Source organism: Reinekea marina, assembly GCF_030409715.1.
GTDB lineage: Bacteria > Pseudomonadota > Gammaproteobacteria > Pseudomonadales > Natronospirillaceae > Reinekea > Reinekea marina.
Map to the genome: position 1 here is coordinate 2,495,960 of NZ_JAUFQI010000001.1, position 19,861 is coordinate 2,515,820.

The 19,861-nt window shown below is 44.9% G+C and carries 20 protein-coding genes; 8 read left to right on the plus strand and 12 right to left on the minus strand.

Going from position 1 to position 19,861, the window contains the following annotated elements:
* Positions 1-4 precede the first annotated feature (4 nt).
* Together QWZ13_RS13485 and QWZ13_RS13490 are read right to left on the minus strand one after the other, a co-directional pair.
* Positions 5-382 carry a hypothetical protein gene (locus QWZ13_RS13485; protein WP_290282225.1) on the minus strand — a complete coding sequence of 126 codons (378 nt, stop codon included), beginning with the start codon at positions 380-382 and terminating at the stop codon, positions 5-7.
* A 238-nt stretch (positions 383-620) separates the two neighbouring features.
* Positions 621-932: an ArsR/SmtB family transcription factor gene (locus QWZ13_RS13490; protein ID WP_290282226.1), complete on the minus strand. Its 312-nt coding sequence runs from the start codon at positions 930-932 to the stop codon at positions 621-623.
* 64 nt (positions 933-996) lie between these two features.
* Between QWZ13_RS13490 and QWZ13_RS13495 the strand changes: the two genes are divergently transcribed.
* From QWZ13_RS13495 to QWZ13_RS13525, 7 genes are all read left to right on the plus strand, one after another.
* A complete protein-coding gene (locus QWZ13_RS13495; RefSeq protein ID WP_290282227.1) occupies positions 997-1,503 on the plus strand; it encodes an RDD family protein in 507 nt (168 codons plus the stop codon).
* Positions 1,504-1,577: 74 nt separating this feature from the next.
* Complete coding sequence (locus QWZ13_RS13500; protein ID WP_290282228.1) at positions 1,578-3,041, plus strand: leucyl aminopeptidase; 1,464 nt, start codon at positions 1,578-1,580, stop codon at positions 3,039-3,041.
* A gap of 183 nt (positions 3,042-3,224) precedes the next feature.
* Positions 3,225-3,653, plus strand: coding sequence for a DNA polymerase III subunit chi (locus tag QWZ13_RS13505; protein ID WP_290282229.1), 429 nt, complete (start codon positions 3,225-3,227; stop codon positions 3,651-3,653).
* A 2-nt stretch (positions 3,654-3,655) separates the two neighbouring features.
* Positions 3,656-4,168, plus strand: a complete 513-nt coding sequence (locus QWZ13_RS13510; RefSeq protein ID WP_290282230.1) for a hypothetical protein — start codon at positions 3,656-3,658, stop codon at positions 4,166-4,168.
* 108 nt (positions 4,169-4,276) lie between these two features.
* The gene (locus QWZ13_RS13515; protein ID WP_290282231.1) at positions 4,277-7,168 is read left to right on the plus strand and encodes a valine--tRNA ligase; all 2,892 of its coding nucleotides are present in this window, start codon (positions 4,277-4,279) and stop codon (positions 7,166-7,168) included.
* A gap of 102 nt (positions 7,169-7,270) precedes the next feature.
* Positions 7,271-8,560 carry an adenosylmethionine--8-amino-7-oxononanoate transaminase gene (gene bioA, locus QWZ13_RS13520; RefSeq protein WP_290282232.1) on the plus strand — a complete coding sequence of 430 codons (1,290 nt, stop codon included), beginning with the start codon at positions 7,271-7,273 and terminating at the stop codon, positions 8,558-8,560.
* 48 nt (positions 8,561-8,608) lie between these two features.
* Positions 8,609-8,863, plus strand: coding sequence for an RNA recognition motif domain-containing protein (locus tag QWZ13_RS13525; RefSeq protein WP_215998782.1), 255 nt, complete (start codon positions 8,609-8,611; stop codon positions 8,861-8,863).
* A gap of 37 nt (positions 8,864-8,900) precedes the next feature.
* On the opposite strand, the gene QWZ13_RS13530 is transcribed toward QWZ13_RS13525, so the two are convergent.
* The 8 genes from QWZ13_RS13530 to QWZ13_RS13565 form a co-directional block, all read right to left on the minus strand.
* Positions 8,901-10,703: an AMP-dependent synthetase/ligase gene (locus tag QWZ13_RS13530; RefSeq protein ID WP_290282233.1), complete on the minus strand. Its 1,803-nt coding sequence runs from the start codon at positions 10,701-10,703 to the stop codon at positions 8,901-8,903.
* A gap of 9 nt (positions 10,704-10,712) precedes the next feature.
* On the minus strand, positions 10,713-11,504 hold the full coding sequence (locus QWZ13_RS13535; RefSeq protein ID WP_290282234.1) for an ABC transporter ATP-binding protein: 792 nt from the start codon (positions 11,502-11,504) through the stop codon (positions 10,713-10,715).
* 62 nt (positions 11,505-11,566) lie between these two features.
* The gene (locus tag QWZ13_RS13540; RefSeq protein ID WP_290282235.1) at positions 11,567-12,763 is read right to left on the minus strand and encodes an ABC transporter substrate-binding protein; all 1,197 of its coding nucleotides are present in this window, start codon (positions 12,761-12,763) and stop codon (positions 11,567-11,569) included.
* Between the two features lie 18 nt (positions 12,764-12,781).
* On the minus strand, positions 12,782-13,834 hold the full coding sequence (locus QWZ13_RS13545) for a branched-chain amino acid ABC transporter permease (protein ID WP_290282236.1): 1,053 nt from the start codon (positions 13,832-13,834) through the stop codon (positions 12,782-12,784).
* Positions 13,831-14,835, minus strand: coding sequence for a branched-chain amino acid ABC transporter permease (locus QWZ13_RS13550; protein WP_290282237.1), 1,005 nt, complete (start codon positions 14,833-14,835; stop codon positions 13,831-13,833). Before QWZ13_RS13550 ends, QWZ13_RS13545 begins: the two co-directional genes overlap by 4 nt.
* Positions 14,835-15,608 (minus strand): ABC transporter ATP-binding protein, encoded by a 774-nt coding sequence (locus QWZ13_RS13555; RefSeq protein ID WP_290282238.1) that lies wholly within the window; start codon positions 15,606-15,608, stop codon positions 14,835-14,837. The genes QWZ13_RS13550 and QWZ13_RS13555 overlap by 1 nt, the downstream gene beginning before the upstream one ends.
* Before the next feature lie 62 nt (positions 15,609-15,670).
* Positions 15,671-15,805, minus strand: a complete 135-nt coding sequence (locus QWZ13_RS13560) for a hypothetical protein (RefSeq protein ID WP_290282239.1) — start codon at positions 15,803-15,805, stop codon at positions 15,671-15,673.
* The gene (locus QWZ13_RS13565) at positions 15,787-16,212 is read right to left on the minus strand and encodes a hypothetical protein (protein WP_290282240.1); all 426 of its coding nucleotides are present in this window, start codon (positions 16,210-16,212) and stop codon (positions 15,787-15,789) included. Before QWZ13_RS13565 ends, QWZ13_RS13560 begins: the two co-directional genes overlap by 19 nt.
* Before the next feature lie 153 nt (positions 16,213-16,365).
* Between QWZ13_RS13565 and QWZ13_RS13570 the strand changes: the two genes are divergently transcribed.
* Complete coding sequence (locus tag QWZ13_RS13570; RefSeq protein ID WP_290282241.1) at positions 16,366-17,529, plus strand: glycerate kinase; 1,164 nt, start codon at positions 16,366-16,368, stop codon at positions 17,527-17,529.
* Here the strand turns inward: QWZ13_RS13570 and arsJ are convergent.
* Together arsJ and QWZ13_RS13580 are read right to left on the minus strand one after the other, a co-directional pair.
* Positions 17,503-18,723: an organoarsenical effux MFS transporter ArsJ gene (arsJ, locus tag QWZ13_RS13575; RefSeq protein ID WP_290282242.1), complete on the minus strand. Its 1,221-nt coding sequence runs from the start codon at positions 18,721-18,723 to the stop codon at positions 17,503-17,505. The genes QWZ13_RS13570 and arsJ overlap by 27 nt on opposite strands.
* Before the next feature lie 3 nt (positions 18,724-18,726).
* On the minus strand, positions 18,727-19,740 hold the full coding sequence (locus QWZ13_RS13580; protein ID WP_290282243.1) for an ArsJ-associated glyceraldehyde-3-phosphate dehydrogenase: 1,014 nt from the start codon (positions 19,738-19,740) through the stop codon (positions 18,727-18,729).
* Positions 19,741-19,861: the final 121 nt, after the last annotated feature.

Below are 19,861 nucleotides of genomic sequence, written 5' to 3' on the forward strand. Positions count from 1 at the left end.
GTTGCTATAAAGCAAATTCTTCGTAAGGCCACATTGTTGCGGGCCGATCTTCTACCCGCTCGATTGCGCCTAAGTTTCGCTCCAAATAAGCCATAATTGTCATGGCAATTTCAAACTCACTGTTTTCGTCTAAACCCGTTGTTGTTACAGCAAAACACAGGCGACGGCGAGTTCGCATTTGGGCTCTAATTTTCACACTATCGGTAACAAATTGATCTAAAAACCCGGTTAATTCTTGAGGTTCTTTAAGATCTTGATGCAGGGTAAGCCACCAAACACGCTCCCAACAATTAGCCGCCAGTCTAATTCTAGGAGGCATTGGGGGAAAATCTTTAGGGGAATAGGATGGTGAATGAATTCTAGAGACCTTCGCTGCCGTCATGATCGTGAACCTCGATGCTGAATTAGGCTTCCATCCCTGAATTGAATAAATAATGTACTACAATTATAGAAGTCATGGCAGTTTGTCAAATTTAAGACCGTTAATTGACTTAACTTATTTTAATTTCGTGATATATGTCTAAAAATTGAACAGCCAAAATTGAACAGAATCACCTTCAGTCACGTCAACAATGACGCCTAAAAAGGGAAAAAGAGAGGATTTAGGCTCTAATCAGAGCCTATTTCGCGCAATATAGTTTATAAAGTACGGAGATGATCGCTTCAGCTTGTGGGCTTGCTATAGAATAATAAACCGTTTGAGCCTCTTTGCGCACTTTCACCATCTTGTCATTTCGTAGACGAGCTAAGTGCTGCGATAAGGCCGATTGACTCAACGGGATGCGTTCATTTAATTCGCCAACGCATTTTTCACCTGAAATCAGGTTACATAATATTAATAAACGGCTTTCATTACTGAGCGATTTCAATAACGCCGCCGCTTCAGACGCGTTTGATTCAAGCATTTCAATTGGTAAATCTAGCGTATCCATTTGTTTGACCCTGATAGAAAGGCAACATTTTACAAGAATTTACAGCCTAACTCTACGATAACTGATGCACTTTACTTGGCATCATTCAGTTATTCCCATATCCTGCCCGAAAAAGCGAATATCTATAGGTCTCTTTGTGTCGATAGAAAAGTCAAATGTAGCGTTATACCGAATTATTGGCAGTGTCGTTTATGACTGGCTCGTATTGTTAGGATTGTTGATGGTTTTTGGTTTTTTTGCCGTTGCCATCAACCATAGCCTGACCGGTGAAGAAGCTATTTCCAGCGAAAACATCTTTTTTAAGCTTTATATTCTGGCCGTTATAGCCTTGTATTTCGTATATTTTTGGCATCGATCAGGGCAAACCGTTGGTATGAAAGCTTGGAAAATACAGTTGCAATCGGTAGATCAGACCCCAATTAAAGCAAAGCAATTATTCACACGGTTAATAGTAGCGGTACCCAGCTATGCTATAGGCTTAATAGGCATTTTATGGCTGTTTACACCGTCAAAGCGCACCTGGCAAGATATGGCCAGCGGCACACAATTAACCTTTAAACCTAGAAAGTAACGAAGTTGGCACTTTATAAGTCAACTCATCATTATAATTAAAACGCTCACTTGAATAACAAATGGAACTCACCCATGAAAATTACATATTCAAACTCCCCTATCAAAGATATTTCCCAGCAGCTGATGGTTGCATTCCTCTTTGAAGACGCCGACACAAAAAGCTTTTCAGCCCTAAAAGACAGTCAATCTGCACTTATTGAGTCACTGGTTGATAACAAAACAATAAAATCCGATCTGGGTTCAGTGACGCCTCTAATTGGTCACACCGGTTTACCCGCTGCGCACGTGGTTGTAATTGGCTGCGGCAAAGCCGAAAACTTTAAAGAAGCTGAAATCATCAAGACCATGGCCTCTGTAACGGCGGCTATCAAGAGCAGTTCAGCGAAATCATTGGCGCTTTGTGTTGATGACATCACGACTTCTTCTCGCGATGCTGTTTGGTGTGCTGGTAAATGCACCGAAACTATTTTGACCGGTCTATATGAATACGATACGACTAAGAGCAAAAAAGCTGATTCAACAACGCTCGAAGAGATTCACTTCATAACGGAAGCAACCGAGTTAGACCAAACCATTGTCAATGCTAAAGCTATTGCACACGGTACCAACATTGCTCGTGAGCTGGGCAACCTACCCGCTAACATTTGTGACCCAGATTACTTAGCCGCTCAGGCTACGAATTTGGCCGATGCGTACGATGAAGTTGAAGTGGAGATTTTAGAAGAAGCTCAACTAGAAGAGATGGGTATGGGTGCTTTCATGGCTGTTTCTCGTGGCAGTGAAAAAGGCGGCAAAATACTTGTCATGAAATACAACGGCGGTCCAGCTGGCGAGAAGCCTCACGTATTAGTGGGTAAAGGCTTAACATTTGATTCAGGCGGCTACAGCTTAAAGCCACCAGCAGGCATGGAAGAAATGAAATGGGACATGCTGGGCGCGGCCTCAGTTATTGGCACCATGAACACCATTGCAGAATTAAAGCCAAACATGAACGTCATTGGTGTGGTTGCAACGGCTGAAAACATGATCAGTGGTGGCGCGACTCGCCCAGGCGATGTTGTTACCTGCATGAACGGCAAAACTGTTGAAATTATTAACACAGATGCCGAAGGCCGTTTGGTGTTGTGTGATACCTTAACGTACGTTGAGCGATTTGAACCGAAATCTGTTGTCGACATCGCTACGTTAACGGGCGCTATTGTTATAGGCCTTGGGCACCATGCTACTGGCGTCTACGCGAATGACGAAGTATTGCAACAAGAGCTTGTAAGCGCGGGTATTGCTAGCTGGGATCGTGGTTGGGCAATGCCTCTTTGGGATGATTATAAAGACCAATTGAAATCACCATATGCCGATATGCGTAATGTGGGCACACGTGCCGGCGGTTCTATTACGGCGGCTGTATTTTTAAGTGAATATGCGAAAAACTACAAGTGGGCACATTTAGACATTGCCGGCACTGGTTGGTCTTCAGCTAAAGAAGGTGCTTCTGGTCGCCCTGTGGCCATGTTGACACAGTATCTCTTGAATCAGTAATTCAGGATTAACCCTGTTAATGAATATAAGCACTCTGAGGAGTGCTTTTTTTTGCCTGACAATAGGTGATCTGGTTCTTAATTATCCGCCACATCCCAGTAATTAAGCTTGATTAATAGCCCCATTCCGCGCAAAAATGTGTAAAATTCAAAGCCCTACAGCTTATAAAGAAAAGCGATATTCATGACTAAGGTAGATTTTCATATTTTGCCGGCGTTTCAAGAGCATGAGCGTATTAAATATGTCACTCGGCTCATACGAAAAGCGCAGTCCCAATCGTTGAATGTACTCATCAGTACAGAAGACGAGGCGCATCAGCGTGCGGTCAGTGAAGGATTATGGGCCAGTTCGCCCGACTCTTTTTTAGCACACGAACACATTGAAGAGGATTTTCATCCTATTCAAATCAGTTGCAGTGATGCTTGTGGTCAACACCACCAAGTTCTCATAAACCTATGTAACCAAACGCCAAACTATTTCTCTCGATTTGAGCGTGTCTTTGAAGTAGTTAGCCAAGAGCCTTCTGTGCTTAACGCTTCTCGGTCTCGCTATAAATTCTACAAAGATCGTGGCTATGCTTTAACTCGTCATGATTTAAGGGATAGGGTTTAACCGTGTCGAAACAACCTCAGAATCACACGCTTCTGGAAGACTTAGAAGCTATACAAAAAAGCTTAGATAAGATTTCTAAATCTGAGCCGGTGATTCCGACGTTGGAAGAAATTGTTGGGCACAGAGCGCCAACAACCGTTAACCCCAAAAACCCGTTTTTATCGAGCCAATCATTATCAGAGCTAATTAGCATTCGCAATGAAGCTGAAACGCACGCGGCTCAAGAACTAGCCCGCATTACGCCCGTACGGCCTATTGAAGAAATACTGAAAGAAGAACAACCCAAACCCAGCGCTCCCGACCCAAGCATGGTCATCGAGCAAATGGAGCATATGTTCGAAAGCTGGATCGAAAGCGCTGTCAATGACTATATGTCGCTGTTTGAAAGTGAATTACGCAATCGATTACAGCAAGATTTTAAAACCTTGGTCACGCAATGGTACAAAGACCATGACCTGCCTATTCCTGAAGGCTTTGAACGCAGCGAAGATTCTGAACCAAAAGATGAGCAATGAGCCTGACCCAAGCCTTTGACTTATGTATAATCAGCCTATTCGAAGTTACACCCTAAACAAATAACACAGCCATTTATTCGTAAGTGAGACAGAGAGCACCCCATTCCCATGGAAAAGACGTATCAACCACATAATATTGAAAGCAAGCATTACGACATTTGGGAGAAGAAAGGTTACTTCAAGCCCAACGGTCAAGGTGAAGAAACATACAGCATTATGATTCCACCGCCCAATGTCACGGGTGTCTTGCACATGGGTCACGCCTTCCAACAAACCATTATGGATGCGCTCACTCGTTACAATCGAATGATGGGTAAAGAAACACTTTGGCAGCCTGGTACTGATCACGCGGGCATTGCAACTCAAATGGTTGTAGAGCGATTACTCGCGGCAGAAGGCAAAACGCGCCACGATTTAGGGCGTGAAAGCTTTATTGACCGTATTTGGGAATGGCAAGAACAGTCTGGCGGCACCATTGGTTCACAGATGCGACGTTTAGGCGATTCGGTTGATTGGTCTCGTGAGCGCTTCACGATGGACGATGGCATGAGTGAAGCCGTTCGTGAAGTATTTGTTCGCTTGCACGATGATGGCTTGCTGTACCGCGGTAAGCGCCTGGTGAATTGGGACCCTAAATTCCACACCGCCATTTCTGACTTAGAAGTAGAGAACAAAGAAGAACAAGGCCACATGTGGCAGTTCCGCTACCCTCTGGCCGATGGTGCTAAAACGGCCGACGGTAAAGATTACCTTGTGGTTGCAACGACCCGCCCTGAAACTATTCTAGGCGACTCGGCTGTTGCGGTTCACCCAGAAGATGAGCGCTACGAAAGTTTAGTGGGCAAGTTTGTAGACTTACCTCTGGTAGGACGTAAAATTCCGATTGTGGCCGATGATTATGTTGAAATGGATTTCGGAACGGGCTGTGTAAAAATCACCCCCGCACACGATTTCAACGACTACGAAGTGGGCAAACGTCACCAATCACAAGTGATCAATATTTTCGACCAAAGCGCCGCTGTTTTAGCAACCGCACAGGCTTTCGACTACAGCGGTAAAGCCGTTGACGATTTCGACGGCACTCTCCCTGAAGGGTACGCAGGCTTAGATCGTTACGATGCTCGTAAAAAAATCATTGCCGATTTCGAGGCCATTGGCCTACTCGATTCCATTAAAGACCACACCCTAATGGTGCCACGTGGTGACCGATCCGGTGCTGTTGTAGAACCTTGGTTAACCGATCAATGGTATGTCTCCGCGACTAAGTTAGCAGTTCCAGCTGCTGAAGCCGTACGCTCTGGGCAAATTGAATTTGTACCTAAAATGTTCGAGAACGAATACTTCCGTTGGATGGATAACATTCAAGATTGGTGTATTTCTCGACAGCTTTGGTGGGGTCATCAAATTCCGGCTTGGTACAACGAAACAGGTGACGTTTTTGTAGGTCGCAACGAAGAAGAAGTTCGTAGCAAATACAACATTGCCGACAGCGTTACCTTACGTAGAGACGAAGACGTATTAGACACTTGGTTCAGTTCGGCGCTGTGGACATTCTCGACCCTAGGTTGGCCTAACAATATGGAAGAGGTGATGAAATACCACCCGACCAATGTATTAGTAACGGGCTTCGATATTATTTTCTTCTGGGTGGCACGCATGATCATGATGACCATGCATTTCATTAAAGATGAAAACGGCCAACCACAAGTACCGTTCAAAACAGTTTATGTAACGGGCTTAATTCGTGATGAGAACGGTCAGAAAATGTCTAAGTCTAAGGGCAATGTTTTAGACCCCATTGACCTAATCGACGGCATCGACATTGAATCGTTAGTCAATAAACGTACCAGTGGCATGATGCAGCCAAAACTGGCTGAGAAAGTTGCTAAAGGAACTCGTAAATCTTTCCCTGAAGGCTTTGCCGAAAGCGGCAGCGATGCACTGCGCTTTACACTCACGTCTTTAGCATCATTGTCTCGCGACATAAACTTCGACGTTAAGCGCCTTGAAGGTTACCGAAACTTCTGCAACAAAATTTGGAATGCATCGCGCATGGTGATGCAAAACACCTTTGAGCGTATCGAAGAAAGTGACGATTTTGGCGCACCTTTAGATTGCGGGCAAAATGGGGGCGACGTTGAATTTACCCTGGCCGATCGTTGGATTCAATCTCGCTTGCAAACACTAGAAGCCGAAGTACACAAGCACTACGCACAATACCGTTTCGATTTAATGAGCCAAAACTTATATGACTTTATTTGGAACGAGTACTGCTCTTGGTACTTAGAGCTCTCAAAACCTGTACTGTGGAATGAAGACAGTACAGAAGCGCAATTGCGCGGTACACGCCAAACCTTAGTGCGCGTACTGGAAACCCTAATGCGTTTGTTGCACCCTATTATGCCGTTCATTACTGAAGAAATTTGGCAAAATATTAAGCCAGTTTCAGGTGCCTCTGGCGACTCATTGATGTTACAGCCGTTCCCGATTGCCGATGAAAGTAAAGTCGATGCCGCTGCCGAAGCCGATTTAGAATGGGTGAAAGGCGTGATCATGGGTGTGCGTAACATTCGCGGTGAAATGAATATTTCACCAGGTAAAGCCATTCCAATTTTATTGCAAAATGGAAACGCTGAAGATAAGCGACGGTTTGAAGAAAACGCGGCGTTCTTAAAACAGCTGGCTAAACTAGAAAGCATCAGCTGGGTTAATGAAGGCGAAGATGTACCGCACAGTGCCACCGCTTTAGTTGAGAAATTAAAAGTATTGGTCCCTATGGCTGGATTAATTGATGTCGATGCAGAATTAGCACGAGTGGCTAAAGAAGCCGAAAAAATCAACAAAGAACTGGCACGCATTGAAGGCAAGCTGAACAATGAAAAGTTTATTGGCAAAGCACCTCAAGAGGTCGTAGATAAAGAAAAAGCAAAGGCCGCTGCTTTACAAGATAAGCTAACCGACCTTAATGCGCAGGCCGAGCAACTTAAAACTCTGGCTTAATTTAAAACGCTTCTACTAAGGCATGTTATTTTCAGTGGCTTCGGTAATCCGAAGCGCTGGTAATAACATGCCTTAATTTATTTTTAAGGGGACCGTTTAACCATGACGATAGATTTAAATTTCGATAAAAACCACCTTTGGCACCCCTATACGTCGACAACCCACCCACTGCCTTGCTACCCAGTAAAAAGCACTCAAGGGGTTCGAATTGAATTTGAAGACGGCACCCAAGTGATCGATGGTATGGCTTCATGGTGGTCGGCGATTCATGGATACAATGTTCCCGAAATTAACCAAGCCATTATTGAACAAACCCAAACCATGGCGCACGTTATGTTTGGCGGTTTAACACACGAACCCGCCGTTGATCTGGGTAAGAAACTGGTCGACATTACTCCTGACGCCCTACAAAAAGTATTTCTAGCCGATTCAGGATCAATAGCGGTAGAAGTCGCGTTAAAAATGGCCATGCAATACTGGGCAGGCAAAAACAAGCCCAATAAATCTAAAATTGTGACAGTGAACAACGGCTACCATGGCGATACCTTTGGAGCGATGAGTGTGTGTGACCCCGTGAATGGCATGCACACCTTGTTTGAAAGCGCCCTTGCCAGCAATCTCTTTTTAGGAGAGATTCCGCTTGGTTTTGATACCCCTGTCGATACTGTACTCGCACAACAATTTGAAAAACAAATTGCCCAGCAAGCCGATGAATTGGCGGCCTTTATCATTGAGCCTATTGTGCAAGGTGCTGGCGGTATGCGTATTTATAACCCACAGTGGCTCGCTCTAATTCGCCAATGGTGCGACAAGTACGGTTTACTGTTGATCGCCGACGAAATTGCCACCGGCTTTGGCCGTACCGGAAAAATGTTTGCTTGCGAACACGCCAATATAACACCCGACATTCTTTGCTTAGGCAAGGCTATTTCTGGGGGTTATATGACCTTAGCAGCCACTTTAGCCACCGATGATGTTGCCGAAGGTGTGTGCGCCTCTGAAGCGGGGGTATTTATGCACGGGCCTACCTTTATGGGTAACCCTTTGGCCTGCGCTACCGCCAATGCGTCTCTTTGCTTACTCATAGAGTCAGACTGGCAAAGCCGCGTACGCAACATTGAAAACCAGCTTACTCAAGCTCTATCGCCGTTACGGGCTTTAAATTGTGTTGAAGACATTCGCACCCTAGGCGCTATTGGCGTTATGGTCATGAAAGAGCCAGTTGATACCGCCTCAACACAAAACTACTTTATTGAGCGGGGTGTTTGGGTACGACCATTCGGCAAAATCGTATACATTATGCCCGCTTACGTAATAAGAGAAGTCGATTTAACAACCATTACAGACGCAATGATTGGCTTTGCAAACGCCACAGAAACAACTAAGTTTTAAAAAGTACAAACTACCCCTTTTATTAATTTAATGTAAATCAGGATAACCATGAAAATACTTATACGTAATCTAGACCGTAAGACCACCAAAGAAGAATTGGAAACTTTATTTAAAGAATATGGCAACGTACAGTCTTGCAACATTGTTGTCGACAAAGAGACGGGCGAATCTAAAGGCTTTGCTTTTGTTGAGATGCCAAAATCTGGTGAAGCGAAAGCCGCTATTCAAAACTTAAACTATAAAAAGCTAGGTAACGAATCGATTCGAGTGAAACGCGCCCAAACAAAAACCGAAGAAGAATAATCGCACCGCCAACTGAAGGAAACTTTACAAAAGCCCCCTATTCAGGGCGATATAAATTTTCAATTTCCTGCTGATATTGCTCGGCAATGCTTTTACGACGAACTTTCATTGTGGCGGTTACTTCACCGTCGTCATGATCCAACTCTTTCGGAAGCAGATAAAAGGTTTTTATCTGTTCAACCCGCGCCAGTTGCGTATTGGCTTTTTCCACTTCTTCGGCAATTAATGCTCTAACTTCAGCAGACTGTGTTAACGATTTAAACGTGGTGTAGCTGATATTATTCTGTTCAGCCCACGTTGGAACGGCATCGGGATCTATTTGCAACAAGGCTGTTACATAGGGGCGCTGATCGGCAATGACGATACACTCTTTGATATAGGTCGAAGCCTTCACGGTATTTTCGATTAAACTTGGCGATAAGTTTTTACCGGCGGCATTAATCATAATGTCTTTTTTACGGTCGATAATACTAAAGGACCCGTCTGGATGGGCTTCAGCAATATCGCCAGTATGCAACCAACCGTCATGAATCGCTTCTGCGGTGGCTTGGTCGTTTTTATAATAGCCCTTGAAGATAATGCCACCTTTTACCAGTAGCTCACCGTCTTCGATTACTTTACATTCAACATTAGTACAGGGTTGCCCGACTCTACCTAATGAGTTCATGTGCCAAGGCTGAATGGTGGCGGCACCGGTCGTTTCTGTCATTCCGAAAATTTCACAAATTCGAATACCCATACCTCGCATCTGCGACAATAAAGAAGGTGAAATAGGCGCCGCTGCCGTCATCGCAAAGCGGCAACGAGCCAACCCCAAATAGGCACGAAGATGCTTGTAAACCAATGCATTCCAAAAAGCGTAGTTGAGCTTTTGTGACAACGACCAATTTAAAGGCAATACTTCGCCGAGTTCAGCAGCACGGCCCATGGCACGCAAAATTAACCAACCTCGTAAGCGACCGCTTCGCGAGGCTAATACGCTAATCTCCGCTTGCATTTTCTCCCATATACGCGGCACACCAAAGAACACATCGGGTGAAATTTCTTGCAGGTCAGTACGGATAGTCCGCAAACTTTCACCAAAATTAATAACAACCCGATTAATCAACAAGTTTAGTGTCGACATCGCCTGTTCTGCAATGTGACACAAAGGAAGGTAGCTCAGTAAGTTCATACCCGGCACGGTATCAATGGCATCTCGAATCACCAGCATTTCATGCCATATATTTTCGTACGAAATCATCGCCGCCTTAGGAAGCCCGGTAGAGCCACTGGTAAAAACAATGAGGGCGGTATCATCTTTGCCTTGTTGCTCATGACATTCGTTGACGCAGTTCGGATTAGCTTGCAACGCTTGAGCACCAGTAGCCTGCAAAGTGTCTAAGGTTATTAGCTTGCAATGATCGTATTTTTCTAACCCTTTTGGGTCAAAAACAATAATGTGCTTTAATAATGGCAGCTGGTCTTCAACCATTAAAACTTTATCGACCTGCTCTTGGTCTTCACAAAACACCATCGTGCAGTCGGCACTTTTTAATAGGTAAACCACTTCATTCGAAGGGCTGGTTGGGTAGACACCACAAACCACACCACTCATAAAGTTAATGCCTAGTTGCGCGAGCACCCACTCTTCACAGTTCTCGGCAATAATACCGATATGACAGCCACGCTCTCCGCCCAGTTCAATTAAACCTGCGGCAATAGATTGAGTAACCTTTAAGAAGTCTTGCCAAGTTTTCTGCTGCCAGATGCCATGCTTTTTCTGCCGTAATGCGATCTCGTTTGGGTAAGCCTCAGCATTTCGTTGCAGAATCTGAGTTAGGCTGTAATACGATTCCATTATTTGTCCTCAGCTCAACCAGCGCTTACGTCGCTTGTAATGTTTAACGTTGCGGAAAGACTTCTCTTCATCTGAGTCTCCCATGCCCAGATAAAAAGTCTGAATGTCTTCATTCGCTTTCAGTTCTTCTATACGCCCTTCCAGCACAACTTTTCCGTTCTCTACAATGTAACCCTGATGAGAAACAGAAAATGCGGCCCGTGCATTTTGCTCAACTAGTAACATACTTACATTTTGCTCACGGTTTATCTGCGCAATGATGGAAAATATCTCTTCAACCAACTTTGGCGCTAAGCCTAACGAAGGCTCATCGAGTAAAATCAGTTTAGGTTCGGCAATTAACGCTCGTGCCATTGCCAGCATTTGCTGCTCGCCGCCAGAAAGTAAACCCGCTAACTGGCGCGAGCGCTCTTTTAATCGTGGAAAGTAAGTGTATACCTGATCAAACGCTTGCTTGGGCTTACGCCCTGTTAAAGCATAGGTTGCTGCTTTTAAGTTATCTTCAACCGTCATTTCGGCAAAGATACAACGCCCTTCCCTCACATGAACCAAGCCCCGGCGTGCTAATAAATGAGGCTTTAACTGGCGAATAGAATCCCCGTCAAAGATGATATCCCCCGCTTCAATATGGCCGTTTTCTAGCGCCAACAACCCTGAGGCCGCTTTTAGAACCGTGGTTTTACCGGCTCCATTCGCCCCCAGCAACGCGGTGATTTCTCCCGGTTTTACCGAAATAGAAAAACCTTTCAATACCTGAACGGCATGATGATAATTCACGTTGATGTTGTTGATCTGCAGCATTCATTGATCCTATTATAGGTTTATCGGGCAACGCTTGGGTCGGTTATCCGACCCACCTATGATTATGTTTCTATCCAATCAGATACCGGCGTAAACAACTTAGATTCTGCGCTGTAGCGGTATACTCGACCTTGGCCAATTTTGTGTTCAGCTAATGAGACTGGCTTTCCGAAAAACCCGCCCGTATCCCAATCTTTAATGGAACGCATAGACGCCATTAAATTATCGGCGGTAATCGGTTTATCGGCTTCGATGTTGATTTCCATCGATTTTTTCCAAATTAATAAATTGATGTAAGCCTCTAACGCCCAGGTAACGATGTACCCTGGAAAATCTGGATTCTGATTCTTCTTCCAAGCGTTTACCATTTGGTAATAAGGCGCGTCTTCCATATCGTAGAAATAACGGTATGGCATAACACCTTGATAGCCATCTAAAAATGGACCGGCTTGATCGGTCACTTTATCGGCAACCACTTTTTCCATGCCCCAGAAAGTACCCATGAATTGAGTCGGCAAACCAAAGGCTCTAGCAGCACCGATCAGCTGTGGCCATACGCCAGTGACATAACCTTGTAGTATGGCGTATTCTGGATTAGCTTGAGCCAGCTTGGTAACGTGTGACTCAATATCGGCGCCCGCTGTTTTCGTGACTTCTTCCAATACAATCTTGATACCTAATGATTCACACACTTTTCTAGCATGCGGAATTGGATCACGACCAAACTCAGAATCTGAATAAATCAACGCGACGGTTTTTCCGCCTTTGCTCGCTATGTCTTTAAGTAATATTTCAACCTGATCTTGATAGCTGGGACCGGCCATAAACTGGTACGGCCGTTTAGCCGGATCAGCAAGAGACGACGCAAAGGAAGTCGACATCATCATCACGGCGTTTTCGCCTGTTAAAGAAGGCCCCACTAGTTCCATAAAGCCGGTTGAATCTCCAAAATAACCATGCAACGGACCACTGGCGCGAGCACGCTCGAAGTTTGCCAAGGCATTCTTGGGTACGTACCCAGAGTCTTCAACTTCAATTTTCATAGGTTTACCACCAATACCGCCGGCGTCATTTACCATCATGGTAAAATCGGTTAGTGCCGGCGCCACTAATTGCCCAGCCGTGGCAAACGGGCCCGTCATTGGTAACGACCCTCCAACCCGCCAAACTTTTTCTTCGGCTCGAACAATGGCAGGCGCAAAGCTGGCTGCGGTTAATGCTGCCCCTGCTTTAATAAAGGTACGACGTTTCATGGACATGGTTGGTTCCCCTTGTTTTTATTTTGAGAATGGCCAGCGTGCTACCACTCGCCAGAAACGATCCCATATTGACACCAGACCCATGGGTTCGAAAATTAGAAATAGAATAATGATCAGACCAAAAACAATATCCCGAATAGAGCTAAAATGAATCAACGCTCGGCCATCGCCACCGGTGATCCAGCCGCTGACTATTTTCAGCATTTCTGGAATCATCAAGATCAGTAAGGTGCCGAATATAGGCCCGAGCGTTCGCCCCATACCGCCTGCGATCAAACAAACCACCAACGTAATTGAAAGGTTTAAGCTGAAGTCTTCTGGCAAGATGGCCGGAAAAAAATACGCCCAAAGCGAGCCAGCAGCACCACAGTAGGCGGCCGAAATAGCAAAACTTTTTAGCTTATAAGCAAACAAAGAAATTCCGAGAATTTCAGCGGAGTGATCATTGTCTCGAATACCAATTAGTGCTCGCCCGAATCGAGTTCGAAATAAATTCTGCGCAAACAAAACCATTGCTAAGCAAATCGGAAGAATAAAATAATATTTCTGGGTGTTTGTGAGCATTTCTTGGCCAAAGAAGAAAGCGTTTGGCGTTTCAATACCTTGCCGACCACCAGTCCAAGGTGCCAGCCAATCTTGACGAATAAAAAATAAAATAATGAAATTTGCCGAGAGAGTGGCAACCGCTAAATAAAGCCCTTTAACACGAACCGACGGTAAGCCAAACAAGAAGCCAAAGCCTGCGGCCACAAGAGTAGAAATCAACAGCGTAATGAGCGGTAACAAATGCTCGACATACTGATGCAGTACAACAGTGGTATATGCTCCCACCGCGAAAAACGCGCCATGTCCGAGAGACATTAAACCGGTGTAGCCCACCAAAACGTTTACCCCGGTAACCGCAATGACGTAAATGGCAATCTGCCCGGCTAACAGCAACACATAATTATCGGCAAACAACGGCAGCGCAAAAAGAAAAATAACCGAGGCAATAAATCCCGCTCTCTTCGCCCAATTATTCCAAAGGCTCTCATCGGCGGCGTAGGTCGTTTTAAAATTTCCGGTAATCATATTCGTTCTATCTCCGCCTGCCCCATCAGCCCGTTAGGCCGCCAAATAATGACCAGCAATACCAACACGTAAGGAACAATTTCAGCGTACTCGCCACCAAACTTCCATTGCGTAAAGGCTTCAAATATTCCAATAATCATCGAGGCAATAAACACACCGGCGTATGAATCTAAGCCGCCCATCAACACTACCGCGAGCACCGATAAGCCAAACAAACCCAGTGTGGGCGACAACCCATTTCGGCTGGCTAGAATGGCCCCAGCAATTGCACCCGTGGTAGCCGCTACAACCCAGGCTGTGGTAAATACTGCAGGAACATTAATACCCATAGCGTAAGCGGTCGATTGATCTTCGGCGGTGGCCCTAATAGCAACGCCCGAACGAGTAAAACGAAGAACCAATAACAAGCCAATAAATATCATGAGCGCGATCACGAAATTAATCGCCGATGAACTGAACAGAAATACCTGTGAATCAAAAACCGTAAAGCGGATAGGAAAGTTGGGTCCTAACGGAGGAACTTGATCTATATCCGCAGACCAAATTAAACTCGCGCTACCCTCAAGCACCCAGATTAACCCTACCGTACAGAGGATCATCGATAGGCTGCTTTTGCCAATCAATGGCCGCATAAATACACGTTCAATAAACACCGCCAGCAAGGCATTGCAAACCAGCGACCCTACCACGCCCAAAATAATACGCGGCAGATTACTCACCCACGCCGCTATCGCTGCTTTGGGCGAAAACATCATGGCCCCTTCTTTATAGGCCAGTAGCCATTCTGGTTCCCATTTGGCGACCCAATCTGGCATAAACTCGGCACCGGGCAAAATAACGGCGAATGTAAAATAGAAATAGGCACCAAACATAATGATATGCCCATGGGCGAAACTGACCACTTTGGTCGATTTAAAAATCGACACGATACCCACTGCAATTAAAGCATACAGCGCCCCATTCATAATACCGTTGAGTAAATATTGGATGACTTGAGCCATTAAGCCACCTCCATGTCGCTGCTACCCAAATAGGCTTCAATGACTTGCGGATTCGCTTGCACATCGGCCGGAGCACCGGCTGCAATCTGCTTCCCGAAATTAAGCACAACGACTTGATCAGAAATATCCATAACCATGCCCATGTCGTGTTCAACCAATATGATCGTTGTTCCCCACTGCTCTTGTATATCTAAAATAAAGCGGGCAATGTCTTCGGTTTCTTCACGGTTCATTCCTGCGACAGGTTCGTCGAGCATGAGCAATTTCGGCTTCATCGCAAGCGCTCTAGCGAGCTCGACCCGTTTTTGTAAGCCATACGGTAGCGCCGACACAGGTGCCTTGCGAATATGGTCTAACTCCAGAAAATCGATGATGTCGCGCTCTATTTCTTCTCGGAAAGCAATTTCTTCTCGTTGTGCTCGGCCGTAATACCAACCGCCACTGAACAATCCAGATTTTAACCGGGTATGGCCGCCGAGTTTTATGTTATCGAGAACCGACATACCCCGAAACAGAGCTAAATTTTGGAATGTACGTGACATGCCGCGCTTTGCACGGTGGTCTGGACGCTCGCGCGTGATGTCTTCACCTTGGAAAAGAATTGCACCACTTTGCGGCTGATAAAAGCCCGATATGATATTGAATAAACTGGTTTTACCGGCGCCATTAGGCCCAATAATTGAAGTGATTTCGCCCTCGCGAGCTGTAAAACTGAGGTCTACGAGTGCATGAATACCACCAAAACTCAAACTTGCGTTCGAAACGGTCAGCATTAGTTATTACGCTCCGTAAAAGCTGTTCATTGACAGCCGTTGTTTTTATTATTTCAGTCATACTAAACATAGTAGAGGTAGGCTGTCAAAAGAAATGACTCTGCGTCATTTAAGACTTTAGTGGTGATAAATACGATCTCGTTAGAATAATAATTTTTTCGAATTGCGCGCAACGCTCCTAGTCTATTAGTGTCCAAAGCTGTTCACGCTCTTGATTGGTTAACTCATAGAGATTTAAAAAAGCCGGCCATCCGTTGTAAATAAAAAAAACAGAATTAAATACCTTTTTGGGCTTTGAAATATCCTTTAGATTATAAACTTTACGACCCGATAACATTTCGCTAAAAACGAGAAAATTTTCATCGAATTGAATTAACGGGTAGCTATACAACAAATGTAAATGCCTCAGTATAACAAACCACATATAGCCGAGCACAATTAGGATTGTTAGGAGAAACAAAGCCTCTCCATTGTTTATAAACATATCTATTCCAACATATAATAGGAGTGTCGATATAGGCAATCCTATGACTACAACCAGCAAGAAAATTGGAACGGCTATTCTGTTTAAACTTTTTGAACGACCTAGCTCTACTAAAGGCATTCTTACTCCTGATTCTGACTAATATTCCATGTAACCGATCGGCTCAAATCCAAGCGACACTATGTGAATATTGCTGAATACTGCCTAGACTGCAAGCTAATTTGTATAGAATACCGCTAGCTTGCTTTAAAGTGTTAAAACCGTCATATTTCTATGCTGAGCCTTTTTGAAACCGACCTTATGAAAATAGTGATCGCGCCAGATTCTTACAAAGAAAGCTTAACGGCTTATGAAGTAGCACAAACCATTCACCAGGCTTTTTCGCAACACCTCCCTGATGCTGAATACCACTTAGTGCCAATGGCTGACGGCGGCGAAGGCACAGCTTCATTACTGGCTGAAGCCTGCGGCGGAGAAATGATCACTATCATGGTACAAAACCCACTGGGCGAATCGGTTGAAGCTCAATACGGCTTATTTGGCGATACGGCGGTTATAGAGATGGCTCAAGCCAGTGGCTTACACCTTGTAAAACCTTTACAGCGCAATCCAGACATAACCTGCAGTTATGGCACTGGTGAGCTCATCGCTCATGCATTAGATCAAGACGTTTCTAAGGTCATAGTAGGTTTAGGCGGTAGCGCGACTAACGATGCTGGACTTGGCATGCTCATGGCGCTTGGGGCTAAGTTTTTTGATCAGCAAGGGGATGCTTTAAAGCGTGGCGGCGCATCACTGTCAAAATTGGACTCGATTGATACCACCAATCTTCATCCAAAGATTAAAAACGTCAGTTGGCAAATTGCTTGCGACGTCGACAACCCTCTCGTAGGACCTAACGGAGCAAGCGCTATCTTTGGACCACAAAAAGGCGCCACCTCGAAGCAAGTATCACATTTAGACGATGCCCTAAAACACTTTGCTACGAAAATAGAACAACATATCGGCATAAACGTAAGCGATACTCCTGGCGCAGGTGCAGCGGGCGGATTAGGTGGAGCATTTTTAGCTTTTATGAAAGGTCAACTTAAGCCTGGCATTGATATCGTTGCTGACACGTTAAAATTATCCGAAGCCTGCCTTGATGCCAATATAGTCATCACCGGCGAAGGAAGAATGGATGGTCAAAGCCTTTCTGGAAAAACACCCGTAGGTGTTGCTCGAATAGCAAAAGCGGCAAACGCCAAACAAGTTTTAGCCATTGTGGGTAGCATTGAAGAAGGATACGAAAAAGTTTACTTACATAATATTGATGTAATTTTTAATTGCATACCCAAACTAGAACCGCTAGACAGTGTCCTAAAAAATGGTGCCCGAAACTTAACGATAACGTCTGATTCAATTGCGCGATTAATTAAGGGCATTATTGCGGGGTAATGCGATAGACAGCAGTGCGGCTATGGCTACAAAACTCGAAGAAAACCACAAGCATACTATTAAGCCATAATCTTGGTATAGCCAACCCGAAAGCACGGTACCTAAAAGTCGGCCCATGGCGTTTGCCATGTAGTAGAAGCCAACGTCTAAAGACACGCCCTCTTCACTGGCATAGCTCACTATCAAATAACTGTGCAGTGAAGAGTTTATAGCGAATATAGCGCCAAATATTAGTAGGCCAACAATGATTGCGGCCTTGTCGTGCCATTCCAACATTAAAGTCATAGCAATCAGTACGGGTATTACGCTCAGCAGTAACGCCCACATAAGCGCATGATGGCCATCGGGGTTTTGCCCTTTGGCGGACCCTGTTATTTTCGGTGCAATGGTTTGCACAAACCCATAGCCAATAACCCAAAGTGCTAAAAAACCGCCTACCCAAGAATGATTCCATCCAAACTGGCTAGAGAGGTAAACGGGCAGTGCAACAACAAACCAAACATCACGTGCACCAAATAAAAACAATCGTGCGGCTGAAAGCACGTTTACGGCTTGGCTTTTCGAGAAAAGTTCTGTGAATTTGGGTTTGGTTTTTGCTTTGCCGATATCTTTCTTTAACTTAATCAGGCTCAGTACCCAAACCAACGCTAACAGCACCACCATGATCCCTATTGCGTTTCGGAACCCAAACGCCGCTAACAAGGTGCCGCCCATAAAAAAACCAATGCCTTTCAGGGCATTTTTAGAACCAGTTAATATCGCTATCCATTTAAATAACTGACCTTCAGCATCTTTAGGCACGAGCATTTTAATGGCGCTTTTTGCGCTCATTTTATTTAAGTCTTTGGCAATACCCGAGAGCGCTTGCGCGGCCATGACCCAAGGTATTAATAGCAGGTTTACGGGCACGAGTAACATGGCTAAGGCCATTATTTGCAAAAACAAACCAATGTTCATGGTTTTATTTAGCCCTAAACGGGCGCCTAACCAACCGCCTAACAAATTGGTGATTACGCCAAACACTTCGTAAAACACAAACAACATGGCAATATCAAATGGGCTGTAACCCAAGCCGTAAAAATACAGCACTACTAACATGCGCAGTGCGCCATCGGTAAGGGTAAACGCCCAATAGTTACCGGTGATCAAAATGTATTGGCGCAGCGATGCAGGCAGATTAGCAAGCCCATTCATTTGCTATGAGTCCTTATCGGCTAAGCCAATCTTTCGCATCAACTCAGCTACGCGGTTAGCGTAACCCCACTCGTTGTCATACCAGGCATAAATTTTTACTTGGGTGCCATTAACGACCATGGTTGATAGCGCATCCACAATGCTAGAGCGAGGATCTGTTTTATAATCAATTGACACTAATGGGCGTTCTTCATAACCGAGAATGTCTTTTAATTCGCCTTCTGCGGCCTCCTTGAGTAACTGATTCACTTCTTCCGCTGTTACCACTCGGCTTACTTCGAATACGCAATCAGTTAATGAGGCATTCGTTAAAGGCACTCGAACCGCATGGCCGTTTAATTTACCTTTTAGCTCAGGGAAGATATGAGTGATGGCCGTTGCAGACCCGGTTGTAGTTGGTATTAAACTGGTGCCACAAGACCGTGCTCTACGTAAATCACTGTGCGGCGCATCTATGATCGTTTGAGTATTGGTGATGTTGTGAATGGTGGTCATTGAACCATGCTTAATGCCAATTTTTTCATGAATCACTTTAACAACAGGAGCCAAGCAATTGGTGGTACATGAAGCGGCGGTCACTATCGAGTGCTGGGTTTTATCGTACAGATGATCATTCACCCCCATCACCACATTAAGCACACCTTCTTCTTTTACCGGCGCGGTCACGAGTACGCGCTTTACGCCTTGGTCTAAATAAGCTTGCAGCAAAGCTTTGGTTTTCATTTTACCACTGGCGTCGATGACCACATCACAGTTGGACCAGTCGGTTTCAGCTATGGTTTTATGTTGACTGCAGCGAATGGTATGTTTATGGATAGCCATGTTATTGCCGTGTGCTGTAGCGTCATAAGCGCAACGGCCATGCACGGAATCAAAGGTGAGTAAATGAGCCAGTGTTTCAGCGTTTCCAGCTGGATCATTTATTTGTACGAACTCTACATCATCCCAGTCTATTGCAGCTCGCAGTGCTAAGCGTCCCATGCGGCCAAACCCATTAATGCCTACTTTAATTGTCATCTGTTGCTCACCTTAAATTATTAATAATATTTCAAACTTATGACCGTTTGATGACGATTTTATACCAACTGGCAGTGCATCGCACCGTATCGAATCATCTAAACTTATACAGAAATGTTCA